This window comes from Enterococcus sp. 5B3_DIV0040 (assembly GCF_002140755.1).
Taxonomy (GTDB): Bacteria; Bacillota; Bacilli; order Lactobacillales; family Enterococcaceae; genus Enterococcus_D; species Enterococcus_D casseliflavus.
Genome location: NZ_NGLC01000003.1, coordinates 243,865 through 256,176, shown reverse-complemented (window position 1 = coordinate 256,176; position 12,312 = coordinate 243,865). Strand labels below are relative to the sequence as shown.

Below are 12,312 nucleotides of genomic sequence, written 5' to 3'. Positions count from 1 at the left end.
CAGATAAAAATGGAGTTCCGGAAGAGCGACGGCGGTGGTTGGAGCGATGAAGAAACCTGATTGAGGATAAAAAAGATTTATGATGGTGGCAATCCTATTTCAGAAGGTGATGTTTATGTATGTAAGTAGCAAATCTAGAGAAAGGAAACTCCTTTTGTCTGTTTCAGAAGCGTTAGGGCTAATAATCAATTTTGGAACATTGATCATCGCATTAATCGCCTAGTGGTAACGCTGATTAAACAAAAGATAACCGTCAACTTTAGAGAGAACACGGTTATCTTTTGTAACTATCAAACTAAAAACCTACAATCAAAAAAGCATAAACATAATTTATACTTAAAAATATGTTTATTAAGAATAAAATGGTCCTTTCTTTTCTACTTTCAAGATAAAAACTAAAAATCGCTCCTAATAAACCTATAGGAATACTATAAAGCAATATACTAATATCTATTCTTTTCACTATGAAAAACAACACCAAAAGAGACAAATTAATTAGTATTGAAAGTAGAGCTAAATACCTAACGACACAACAATTCTCCCCCTTCATTATTTATTAGCAAAATACAAAATAGCTGCATTCGCAAACGCCCGTGCTTTTACACCTTTAATCGTTTTATTTCGCAATCCTGTCGTCAAATTAGCGACAAATTCAATATCACATTGCTTATTTCCCCAATCACGAGCACCATAACAAAAATCATGATACATACAATATTTATCTAATTAATCAATGGGATTTCCAGCTATATTAAAATTAGATAAAAATAATTTTTCGTCTTTCATTCTACTTGCTCCTACAGAAAAAGGCACCGTGTTTATGATCGATTCTGTTAGATTTTTTTGAGAACCCCACACATTGGATCAAAAGTCTCTTGATCCAATTGAGCCAGCCACAATAAGCGCTGTTGCTCTTTTGTCTACAATTCACTAATGTTTGACTAGGATAACCTAAACCATAAACTGTACCAGCGCCAAAATTTCAGGAAAATTTTGGACCAAAAATATCCATTTTTTAAGAAGAATAGAAAAGACTTCGCTTCCTCTTCACACAGAAACGAAGTCTTTCTTTATTCTCTAATACTTATAGAAACCAGACTCCTATGACAATCCCTATTTCCAACAAAAAAAGAAGGATCAAAACAACATTGATGATTCGCTTTTGCTGATCAGTCATTTTCTTTGATTGTTCACACATAATCCCCAACAAGATAAATAGCAATGAAACCCCAATAAATACCGACATAGCACTCACCTATAACTTTTTGTACGTAACATGATCAATATACATATATATCTTACCAGAATTAGGATGTGCAGCTATTTTATCCGCGGCTTCCGTAAATCGTTTCGCCACTGTTCCACCAATTCCTGCTGTAATAGCTGCCAAAACAGCAGTTATTCCACCTGTAGCAATGCCGGCAACTGCTCCTAATGAACCATCAGAAATTGCAACTTTTCTAAAAGTATTACACAACTTATTTCCGTCCGCTTTATTCTTATACGTCCATAAAATCCCTATTGAAATTGGTGAAGCACTTGGTGCCCTGATTTGAATCCTCGGATCGATAGTTCCTTTTTGTACAATTACTTCGTTACGAGTAAATATATTTCCCTCGCTATCTTGATAAATCGTTTCAGGTTGAAAACATTCTTGAGATTCATTGATTTTTTCTTCTGCTACTTCAGCCGCATGCACACTTATTCCAGCACTCACGAATACACTAAATCCCATTAACAAGACACCCAACACAGAAAAAAGTTTTAATATTTTTAACATGTGCATTGCCTCCTATTGAATAGTATTTAATGATTTCAGACATCACTGACGCTGTTCTTCCTGAATTGGAAGAATGACAAGCCCGTCCATTGGCCAAGTGCTATGCTTTTCTATTCGTTGATTGTATTTATGTTACTTTAAGAGAAAATTATGAAGCCAAAGAATATGCCGTATACACCATTCTTGGCTACGATCTCAAAGGAAATAAGGAGATTTTAGGATTATGATTAAATCAAACAGAATCTAAAAATCGATGGATGCAAGTGTTCGATGAATTGAAAGCACGTGGTGTCGAAGATGTCTTTTTCATTTCTATGGACGGGGTTTCTGGTCTTGAAAAAGACGCAAAAGCGATCTTTTCATCGGTAATTGTTCAGCGCTGTATTGTTCATCTTGTTCAAAATGCATTGCGCTATATTCCAAGTAAGTATTATAAGGAAGTCTGCCGAGATATGAAAAAGTTCTACGGTGCTTCGTCTCTAAACGCTGCACATGCTGCTTTTGACAGTTTTCAAAATCGGTAGTCTCATTATTCTAGTGCTGTAAATGTCTGGAAACGGAACTTTGCACATGTTGAACAACTATTTGATTATGGTAGCGCCATTCGAAAAATTATGTACACTACCAATGCGGTTGAAAGTGTTCACTCCAGCTTCAGAAAAGTCACAAAAAAAGGAGCATTCTCTAATGAGAATACACTCCTAAAACTACTTTATTTACGCACGAAAGAATTACACGCGAAGTGGTCAGGTGGTCGAATTCAAAACTGGGCTATGGTGCTTAATCAGTTAATGATCAACGAGGCCTTCTCCTCTAGAATTAAAAAGTATGCGATTTACCTTCCGTAACAACGGTAGGTTTATTCAACCATGTGTCCAATCAAAATTTATCTGATTTCAAAATAGCCAAGAGAATTTTGGTTGTTAAAAACTCTTAACTATTTAACTTCCATAGTTTAGTTGACAAACCCTATATATACTAGGTGAAAACAATTTAAACTATAAGTTCTATATTTAGTTAAAAGAAATGAATATTGGCTACTATATTGTTTCAACTTTCTAATTCAAAACACTTAGGAGTGCTAACAAAAACATCTTCTAAAATCTAGAACAACTTAAACAAATTATTCAAAATGTGATGTTTCCATTAATCAAGATATTTACATAACAGTACTACGTCTAGCTGATATAAAGAATGTATTTTTTATTGGCATGAATTTAGACAAGCCGCACAACTACAAACACTCCTAACAAAACTAGAATTATCGAAAACAACATTTCATAGGCTTCATGATACCCACGCATCTTTTCTTCTTTTTTAAGTATTAGTATTGATTATATCTCAAGAAAACTTGAACATAATTTAACCCTCACTACCCAAAAACTATTATCTTGAATTAAGATCAGAAAAAACACCAGCAAGATGCTGCCGCTTTAAGTGCTCTATTAAACGATTTATCAAAAAAAACACCAAAAAAATCTGAGCCATAAAGTTCATTCTGACCCAGATTAAATTTTATACAACTCATTAGTACTTATTGACAAAAAGTCTACTTTTCGAGTGCTTCCTTTTTTAGCTAATTTACGTCACATCACTCTTAAATTCCTTTATTTACATATGAAAAAGTTAAACACAAAGAGACTGGCGGTCGTACCCAAAACTAATCTATGATCCTTAATCAGTTAATTAGCAAAGAAATCTTCTCTTCTCAAATTGAAAATATGCCATTTACTTTCCGTAATCAGAGAGACTTATTTAACTGTAAGTTCAAACAGTTTTCTACCATTTGTTTTAAATCAAATATGAGAGGGTATTTGCCAAAAAACTTAACTAATTGACTTCCATAGTTTAATCTACTAACTCCGATAACTGTCCCTCTTGATTGCTCCATTATTTTTCCTTGTATTCAAAAAAACTATTGTATATACTGAATTTTTTGCTCATCTACCAAAGCATACCTTACTAATTGTTTACTATCTAAATCTTCTTTATACATATCTACTGCCGTTATTTGGTTGTTTCCATAAGTTCTATAATAATAAATCCCCTTATCTGTATTACAACATGATGAATAGATTGTATATTCATATTGACCATTTCCTACATCACATAAACCCTTTTGTTGTTCAACAGATCCTAAAATATGAAAGAATTGACTAATACTTTCATATTCTGAATCCCCTGAAATAGAATTCAGTTTAGTAAATGTCGCTTTAACAAATCTAGACATTGAAGATAAATCACCGGGAAGTCCTAGTCCCCCCATCCCTCTACTGTATTCTTTTAAGTCAACTGCATCAGAAAACGTATTAGTTAGATTTTTTTTAGATAAGGAACGATAATTATTCAGATTAAATAATTGATAATCAAAAGAAGGATTATTCGTTAATACTCCAACAGGATTATTATAGATATGAAGCCCATCTTTCACACTTTCTACGACTATTGAAGACTCTTTATCAGCCACAATCCAATGTAATGGTGAAAGAGGAAGATTGTCACTAAAGTTAATGTTAACTAAATTGATTCGATTAAGCAATCTTTTTACCTCTGTAATTGTTGCACACTGTCCTAAAATCCAAGGAATAAATTCAAACGGAGAAACATTATCTTTCTCTTCAACCGGTTCTTTGTAATCAGCATACCCAGAAAAATTTAATCCAGCTATACTTAATCCCTTTTCATTGGTAGCATCATAATAAAGTGGATAATCTGCTACACCTGCTGCTATACCTATAATTGCATAATGAGTTTCCAAATCTTTTACCTTGCGAAAACTTAGTTTAAAATTTCTCGGAGTTACGATCACTACCTCTTCATAAGATAATTCATAATCAAAATTTCTTCCAAAATAATGATCTTGTGTTGAATAAGTAATTGATGTACACATATTTTTCCTCCTAAAAATACCATCTATACTTCATTTAGTTTAACAACATTTGGCAATAAAGAGATAAAATTGCTTCAGATACCTTTTTCCATTTCGTCAATCTCTTTCTGCAATTCTCTCTGATCATACTTTTCATATCTGCCTGCTTCATGTGCAATCTTTTTGATTTCATGAATCGTTTTTTTCTCAACAATCCACTTCTTCATGCTATGGCTCTTTTCATCATTATCCAATAAATCTAATTTTTCTAAATTTTGGTCTAACTTAGTTAAAACTTCTCCAATTTTAACCAATGCTTGCGTTTCCTTTTTTTCATAGTTTACCATAGATAACACCCCTTATATATTTTATAACCTAATCATACTTCTGTAACGATTTATTTTCAAATTAAATGCTTCTCTATAATACATAAAAAAATTATAGTGGGAATTTAGTGATCCCAAAAAGTTATTTCTAAGTGAAGAAATCCACTCCGTGTTTCTAGGCTCGATAAATACAAAAAACAACCTTCCCGTCGATAATTGTTCAACGTTGCATTATTAATCTTATTTGAAATGCGCTAATATACATTCCGAATAAAGATTACAAGGAAAGTAGCTTTCAAAAACAATAATCTCAATATTCTAAATCAGTAAACAGATAGAATCAGAACTCCTTCCCTTTTGAACAATTGTTTGATTGTGGCAGTATTTTTCGAAAAATCATATGATTTTTCGAATGCTCCTTGTTTTTTCTATTCATCTTGGGTAGTTCAAGTACCTTTTTGTTAATTTCATCAAATTGATTGTCGTGATAAGCACGACTGTTTTCTGACTTTCTCTAACCCTCGGTCCGTGTATCGAGTGAAACCCAAGCAAGCTTTCATAAATCCGAAGACTGTTTCCACGTTGATCTTTCTAAGATCTCCCTTTGGAGTCGATATAAGAGTCCGTTTCAAAATCGTAAACTCAATTCATTACTTTACTGTCATTTCTTGCTTTGTTATTTAAAACATCGCTCCACAAGGAAAAAACGCAATATTGCAATATACTGAGGAAACTTATCTTCTAAATAGCGTAATTTCTTTCTGAAACATAACCTACATCGACGACAAAAAAGTGAGATGATTTTTGTACACTCTTAATTCTTTCCAGTAATGATTTCAGGATTTTAGTGTCTGTTGAATTTTGAAATACATCGTAACCAATACAAATAGCGATCTGTGGGTTATACGCAGGTTTAAGTTGACCATTTTTCATGGGATCTTCTTTTACGCGCATGAATGTCGCATCAAGACGAAAATCCTTATTATCGTTTAAAATACGAGCGCATCGCCAAAAGAAGATGTAAGAAACGTGTCATCATTGCCCGTATGATGCTTACTGCAATTTACCATATGCTTTCAACTGGTAAGGCTTGGAATCCCACTGATTTGTATAAGATTGATATGCCAGATAATCTTGTGCAAAAGCAGAAAGATAAAGCAGTGAAACAAGCATCCAAATTACTTATTTCTGTGGAGGTATTACCAGACGATTTTGTTAGAAAAGATCTAACCGTTTCTACTTAAAAATTTTCTTTTTGTCAGACCTATAGTTTTTGACGTTTATTTGTCATGTACTTTATTTCTAGGTTTGCCTTCGATATTGAGTGATTTTGTTTTCACACTACTTCCCCCGCCTCGTAACAACATTCACTAGCATAGATTTATAAGAAAAAACAGACTGTTTTTTCTTCTTTTTTCCATATATAATTTATTTTATAAGCAATTTTTATGTTCCTCGTATGTTTGTATTAGATTATCCAATTGCTCGGTGGACAGCCCCTCTAGTTTTTCATACGTCAATCCACTATTCTGAAGAATGCACATGATTTTTTCTTCTCTCGACATCTGCTTCCCATTCCTTCCATGTTTATATTTCCAATGATACGGTAAATCATACGCTTTGATCCAAATAAATGTCTTCTCTATCGGTGCTTCAATCAGCTCAGATAATTCAATAATAAGCAACTCTGGTTGTTTCTGACAAAGATAACGCAATAAGTCAATTTTTAATCGATCTTTCTTTGTTTCTTTAGCTACGTGCGTCATCTCTTTCACCCTCTCGTATTTTTCTTTTAGACAAGTTATTCTCAAAAAACGGCAAGCAGAAATCATTTCAATTTCTACTTTTCCTAATTTTGATTTTTTGGTATGCTTCTCTTAGGTTGGCAATCCCAATAATACAGAACCCACAAATCCACTACTTGCCAACCCAGCGGCTACTTTTTTAAAGTAGTCGTTTTTTCTTTTTCACCTGTAAAACAAATAATGACTAAACCGCTACCGATTTAGTCATCTGTTTTCTTCCTTCTTACCGCCTTGTTCCTTTGTTTTTAACTTATTTTTTCTCCTCTTTTCTAAAGAATCCACTCGTTCAAAATACCGAAACAATCGTTTTTCAAACTCATTTCTTGGTTTCGGATCATATTGTTCTTGTTTTTTCTCATACTTTTTTCTCCCTTGCAAAAACTTTTTATTTATCCCTAATTTACCAAAATAACGAATGTCATAAAAGTTTTTTATAAATGAATCATATTTTTCTCTTAATACGACCTTGCTAATGGAGATTTTGTAAGAATACATCGTTTGATTCCCTACATTTTCCATTAGAAACTTCCCACTTCTCCTATTTTTCTTTTAGTGATGCTGAAACTTGCACATCGTTTAATTTCTGAATATGTGCCAACATTGGTTTGTTTCCCTTTACCACAATAAAAATGATCCCTTGTTCTTTCCCTAGAACCACTTCTTTTTCAAGTGTTAAGTTTTTTTGATCTGGTCCCAAAAACTCATGTCCTTCTTTATCCACCAAACGAATTGTCACCACATACGATTTTGCTGGATCTGCCTGCTGGAACTCTAACTTCCCACGATAGAACTCGTTGATGGTTGTTTCTTGTTGACTTTCTTGATTTGAGTCTAAAATCTCTGTTTCTAGAAAAAGTTCTGCTTTTAGTTCTGCTTTTAGTTCTTCTGTAGTGCTTATAGTTGTCGCTTTATCTCTTTCCTTTTGAAAAAAAAGATTGCCTAAGAATAAGCAGCTCCCTAAGATTGTCAATCCAACAATTACAACAATAAAAACTTTTTTCACATGTACTCCTCCTCACATAAAAAAGATTGTCTTTTAAAACGATTTCTTTTATACTCGTATTGTACATAGTCCCAATTCCTCTTTACAATACTTTTTTTCAAGATTGAAAGATCTTTTTTCCATCCCCTCCTAGCGTTTGTCTAGGGGGCTTTTTTTAAGCCAATTGACATATTCTTTGACTTCCCCTCGATCGGTTTGAAAGCGTATAGCTCCCTTGGTTATGCCGTCTTCTGTTTCATCCACCTGTTCAAATCCACACAAAGACTGTCCTTTTAAGCATTCATGCAACGCAAAGGCGTTCTGGTGTTCTTGCAAGAAAATCGCTTTCATGGTTCGTTTCTCTGAGGCAATCAATTGAATAATACCGTTTCCAAAAATCTATAAATATTTCTAACCAACTATAAAAATTGTCAGATTTATGTTTATTTCCTGTTTCTACGTATCCGATTTTGCCACTTACTCGCTACTCTCGATTACTTTAACACTCCACAGGCGTTAATTCGGATACAACGAATCCTACATATCTACGTTTCTATTTCAGTAGAAACTCGTAGATTACGCAATATAACTCGCTAAATTTAAACTTGCATTATAATCTATCTGCTGTATAACCACATTCTTCACAATGATAAATGTGTTCAGATAATTTCAAATCTACTTTCATATAGCCGCATTCATGACATAGTTTTGAACTTAGATAGAATTTATCTGCTTCTACTAATTCAATGCCATAATCTTCGCATTTATACTGTAGTTGACGTTTAAACTTATAGAATTTTTGTTGTGCAACTGATTTAGCTAAGTGCTTATTTTTCATCATTCCCTTTACATTCAACGTTCCAACAACGATTTTTGATGGTTTGGTTTTCACTATCTCCGTTGTTGTTTGATGGATGCGGCTCCGGCAAATATTTCTTAGTTTTCGATGGATATGACGAATTGCTTTTTCTAATTTATAGATGTTACATGTTTTGACAAATCGGTTCCCCTCTTTATTCATTTCGTATTTTCGAGAGACATTACGCTGTAACCGACGTAATCGTTTCTCAATCTTTCTTACTTTTCCCGTTTTATTAATATTTTTGTAGACTTTACCATTAGATATAATCTCTAAGTCTTTGATACCGAGGTCAATTTCCAATGTTTCACCACGCTGATTGCACTTCATCGATACCAACTGAAACATACCAATACTTTCCATCAAAACTAATTCGTGAATTGAAATATTTGGTATTCATTGGGAGCTGTTCACTTGTTTTTACTCAACCAATTTTTTCAAGTAACACTGTTTTATGTTTTACTTTCAGCTTGATATTGTCATTATAAAAGCTGGTTTCGACTTCTTTTTTGATTTAAAGCGTGGTTTTCAATATGCTCATAACCAAAACAAATTAACCGATCTTTATATAGAATAACCACCTTTTCGATTTCTCCGTTAATAATTCTATCTATCAACAGATTTACCCCTTTTTTATTGTAGTTAATCCCACTTCCGATATCTTGAATAATATCAAATTGATAACCTCGTGCAATCATGTAGATTTTCACATTCTCAATCTGACGTTCTAAGTCATCTTTTTGTTTGAACTTACTCTACAATAGGCAATAGTTATTCGTTTAGGTTTCTTTCTTCCAGCGATTCCTAAAAATTGATTATGTTGCTCTTCAGAATAATAACGAGTACCACCTTGTGAAACATGAACAGGTTTCAATTCCTCTTTTTTATCCCAATGCGTGTACAAATGCTTGACCCTAAGTCATACTCGACAATGTACCGGTAAAAAGCCAAATATTCCTGATTCATTCCTTTTACCCTCCGACGGATAACGACCGTTTGCGGTTCGGCTTTTTCCAAGTCAATCCCTGTTTCTGTAATTCTTTTTCAGACACCACTACACGTTCTAAAGAATCCTCGTTACTTAAAACAACCGTTCGTTCATTCAATCCTGTCACTGTTCCAGTAAATACCTTCCCATGAACCGTTGTGGCAGTGATTACTTGACCGATACATAATTGTTTCATTTCCGACTCCCTCTTTCATTCCTTTTATTTTTTAGCATACACCACATTTCCTCTTTTTTTCAATCCTTTCTTTACGACCATTTTCTAGTCACTATTTAATTAGTATAGATTTTACATTTTCAAGTATAGGTCAAGCACTGGTTTTCCACAGTGTCAATCGTTGCTTTGATCGCTTCAAATATCGACATAATCTCTTGACAAAAGGACCGATATTTCTCTTGTTGGTACTTTACTTTCTCAAATAAATCCAGCACTATTTTTTTGTTACAATCCTCCTTCATCAAACACCGTTCAAGCCTAAAGATCCCTAAGAATTATGGCTTTTCTGCAATCACCTGTTTGAACTGACGAGAAACATCAGTATTATGAGCAACTTTATTCCCTAAAAATGCCACTTTAGCCCGCACATAGCTATCTCCCGTGAACAGATCCCGCAATTCTCCTGCCAAAAAGGACACATGCTCGTCTAGGTTCATTAATGCTTCAAACCCATCCACACTCGGATCAGAAACCCCTAAAACCAAATCAGAAACCACCAATAGATTATTCGTGGTGAAATTGCTATCATTGCGAGTATAAATCACCACATGCACATAGTCGTCAAAAGTTTGGTACTGGCGCAAATAACTCACAAAGACCAGTGCATTATTCCATCGAGACACAAGTTCCGTATTGACTTGTTCCAGCTCTGGCGACCCACAAACAAGAGATAAGTTGTCCCGAACAGCCATCGAAAACACTTCTTGTTTTCGAAACAGTCGCGAGAGTTTCGCTGCTTCTTAAATCCTCGGATCGATAGTTCCTTTTTGTACAATTACTTCGTTACGAGTAAATTATTTCCCTCGCTATCTTGATAAATCGTTTCAGGTTGTAAACATTCATGAGATTCATTGATTTTTTCTTCTGCTACTTCAGCCGCATACACACTTATTCCAGCACTCACGAATACACTAAATCCCATTAACAAGACACTCAACACAGAAAAAAGTTTTAATATTTTTGACATGTGCATTGCCTCCTATGAATAGTATTTATATATAATTTAGGATTTATTTTTGTTGTTCCCAAAGCTAAGTTTTTCCCGTTTTTTGTTTTACTCCTTTCCGCCTTGTAACAACCTTCACAAGCAGAGGTTGACATAGATTTAGAAGAAAAAACAGACTTTTTTTTCTTATTTTTTTCATATATAATTTATCTTATAAACCTTTTTATGTTCCACATATGTTTGTATTAGATCATCCAATTGCTCAGTAGACAGTCGCTCTAGTTCTTCATACGTCAATCCACTATTCTGAAGAATGCACATGATTTTTTCTTCTCTCGACATTTGCTTCCCACTCCTTCCAGTGTTTATATTTCCAATGATACGGTAAATCATACGCTTTGATCCAAATAAACGTTTTCTCTATCGGTGCTTCAACCAACTCAGATAATTCAACAATAAGCAACTCTGGTTGTTTCTGACAAAGAGAACGCAGTAAGCCGATTTTTAATCGATCTTTCTTTGTTTCTTTAGCTACGTGCCTCATCTCTTTCACCCTCTCATATCGTTCTTTCCGTAAAAAAACAGAAATCCTTTCAATTCCTGCTTTTATTTCTTTGGTATGCTTTTCTTAGCAAATCCTATATCTCACAAATACACACTTTGCCAACCCAGCGGCTACTTTTTCAAGTAGTCGTTTTTTTGTTTTTTCTTTCTTGCGGGATCAGAATTTTGCGAATATAAAAGTCAATCTGATTTGAGATTTTTAAGCGATACTTCCAACACTCGCCATCTACATAGTCACAGAGATAGCCCGCTTGTGACAAATAGTGATCCAACTCCCGCCAATCATACACCAGATCATCAATCAACCACTCAATCATGCCATGCTCGTTACGCTGGCCTAGTATATAACATTCAATTTGTGGTTCCTTTTTCGCCATCTTCCTTTTCCCTCTTTTCTTCCACTCGTTCAAAATCAAAGGTTCCTTTTCTTTGCCGGTAACATGCCCCACACTCCTCGCATTTCCAAATAAACGTGTCTTGAAAATGCGGTGCACCACCCTCTAAAAGCCGAAAACGAACGATATGTTTCGCTAAATTGCCGCAATCACACGTCACATAGGTTGGCGGCCAGCTGGCATAGGCCAGTGTCTCAAACGGGACATGATAGCTGTTATAACAACGACGATTGCTTGATATATGCATCTCATTTCCTCCTCTTCTTTTCTTTTATTTACAGTTTAGTAACTTCAACATTCTTCTTCCTCTTTTCTTTCTTAGAAACAGACTTGTTTTGTGTTTCAGTCGCCTAAGCGCCTGAATGGATGTGCCTTTCCAGCTGTAAATGGGATCAAGTGCTTCTGTTGTCAAAGAAGCGAAATTTCAGAAGATTTTCTAATTCGTTCCTCAGTCATTTGACTAGTATAACCTAAAACATAACCTGCCTGCTTCCAAGGGGAAATTGTATCAGCGCCAAAATTTTAGGAAAATTTTGGACCAAAAATAGAAAAAATAGAACCCC

At 34.4% G+C, this 12,312-nt stretch carries 16 protein-coding genes and 2 pseudogenes; 3 read left to right on the top strand and 15 right to left on the bottom strand.

All coding sequences use genetic code 11. The features are described 5' to 3' along the window. Positions 1–115 precede the first annotated feature (115 nt). The gene (locus tag A5883_RS18490) at positions 116–223 is read left to right on the top strand and encodes a putative holin-like toxin (protein WP_254907911.1); all 108 of its coding nucleotides are present in this window, start codon (positions 116–118) and stop codon (positions 221–223) included. Between the two features lie 1,032 nt (positions 224–1,255). Here A5883_RS18490 and A5883_RS18485 read toward each other — a convergent pair. Continuing rightward, entirely contained in the window at positions 1,256–1,780 is a 525-nt protein-coding gene (locus A5883_RS18485; protein WP_254907910.1) for a hypothetical protein, read from the bottom strand. A gap of 29 nt (positions 1,781–1,809) precedes the next feature. Here A5883_RS18485 and A5883_RS18480 point away from each other — a divergent pair. Further along, positions 1,810–2,628: pseudogene (locus A5883_RS18480) on the top strand (IS256 family transposase); the annotation flags it as partial. A 1,067-nt stretch (positions 2,629–3,695) separates the two neighbouring features. On the opposite strand, the gene bsh reads toward A5883_RS18480, so the two are convergent. Next, positions 3,696–4,670, bottom strand: coding sequence for a choloylglycine hydrolase (gene bsh, locus A5883_RS18470; protein WP_086339330.1), 975 nt, complete (start codon positions 4,668–4,670; stop codon positions 3,696–3,698). Positions 4,671–4,744: 74 nt separating this feature from the next. Continuing rightward, complete coding sequence (locus A5883_RS18465) at positions 4,745–4,996, bottom strand: hypothetical protein (RefSeq protein WP_086339329.1); 252 nt, start codon at positions 4,994–4,996, stop codon at positions 4,745–4,747. A 935-nt stretch (positions 4,997–5,931) separates the two neighbouring features. On the opposite strand from A5883_RS18465, the gene A5883_RS18455 reads away from it, so the two are divergent. After that, a complete protein-coding gene (locus tag A5883_RS18455) occupies positions 5,932–6,219 on the top strand; it encodes an IS110 family transposase (protein WP_086339328.1) in 288 nt (95 codons plus the stop codon). 189 nt (positions 6,220–6,408) lie between these two features. Here the strand turns inward: A5883_RS18455 and A5883_RS18450 are convergent, their stop codons facing one another. The 12 genes and pseudogenes from A5883_RS18450 to A5883_RS18395 all read right to left on the bottom strand — a co-directional run bounded on the left by A5883_RS18450 (position 6,409) and on the right by A5883_RS18395 (position 11,996). Then, positions 6,409–6,741, bottom strand: a complete 333-nt coding sequence (locus tag A5883_RS18450; RefSeq protein ID WP_086339327.1) for a hypothetical protein — start codon at positions 6,739–6,741, stop codon at positions 6,409–6,411. A gap of 243 nt (positions 6,742–6,984) precedes the next feature. Further along, positions 6,985–7,299, bottom strand: a complete 315-nt coding sequence (locus tag A5883_RS18445; RefSeq protein ID WP_086339326.1) for a hypothetical protein — start codon at positions 7,297–7,299, stop codon at positions 6,985–6,987. A 19-nt stretch (positions 7,300–7,318) separates the two neighbouring features. Beyond that, positions 7,319–7,783, bottom strand: a complete 465-nt coding sequence (locus A5883_RS18440) for a hypothetical protein (protein ID WP_086339325.1) — start codon at positions 7,781–7,783, stop codon at positions 7,319–7,321. 129 nt (positions 7,784–7,912) lie between these two features. Then, positions 7,913–8,113, bottom strand: a complete 201-nt coding sequence (locus tag A5883_RS18435; RefSeq protein ID WP_086339324.1) for a hypothetical protein — start codon at positions 8,111–8,113, stop codon at positions 7,913–7,915. A 259-nt stretch (positions 8,114–8,372) separates the two neighbouring features. Continuing rightward, positions 8,373–8,984, bottom strand: coding sequence for an RNA-guided endonuclease InsQ/TnpB family protein (locus A5883_RS18430; RefSeq protein ID WP_254907909.1), 612 nt, complete (start codon positions 8,982–8,984; stop codon positions 8,373–8,375). Between the two features lie 161 nt (positions 8,985–9,145). Beyond that, a pseudogene (locus tag A5883_RS18425) lies at positions 9,146–9,513 on the bottom strand (IS607 family transposase); the annotation flags it as partial. Between the two features lie 79 nt (positions 9,514–9,592). Next, positions 9,593–9,805, bottom strand: coding sequence for a hypothetical protein (locus A5883_RS18420; RefSeq protein ID WP_086339323.1), 213 nt, complete (start codon positions 9,803–9,805; stop codon positions 9,593–9,595). A 314-nt stretch (positions 9,806–10,119) separates the two neighbouring features. Next, positions 10,120–10,536 carry a ParA family protein gene (locus A5883_RS18415; RefSeq protein ID WP_176324035.1) on the bottom strand — a complete coding sequence of 139 codons (417 nt, stop codon included), beginning with the start codon at positions 10,534–10,536 and terminating at the stop codon, positions 10,120–10,122. 83 nt (positions 10,537–10,619) lie between these two features. After that, positions 10,620–10,811 (bottom strand): hypothetical protein, encoded by a 192-nt coding sequence (locus A5883_RS18410; protein WP_086339322.1) that lies wholly within the window; start codon positions 10,809–10,811, stop codon positions 10,620–10,622. 280 nt (positions 10,812–11,091) lie between these two features. Further along, positions 11,092–11,334 (bottom strand): hypothetical protein, encoded by a 243-nt coding sequence (locus A5883_RS19335; protein ID WP_086339321.1) that lies wholly within the window; start codon positions 11,332–11,334, stop codon positions 11,092–11,094. A 139-nt stretch (positions 11,335–11,473) separates the two neighbouring features. Then, positions 11,474–11,731, bottom strand: coding sequence for a hypothetical protein (locus tag A5883_RS18400; protein WP_086339320.1), 258 nt, complete (start codon positions 11,729–11,731; stop codon positions 11,474–11,476). Further along, a complete protein-coding gene (locus A5883_RS18395) occupies positions 11,706–11,996 on the bottom strand; it encodes a hypothetical protein (RefSeq protein ID WP_086339319.1) in 291 nt (96 codons plus the stop codon). The genes A5883_RS18400 and A5883_RS18395 overlap by 26 nt, the downstream gene beginning before the upstream one ends. Positions 11,997–12,312: the final 316 nt, after the last annotated feature.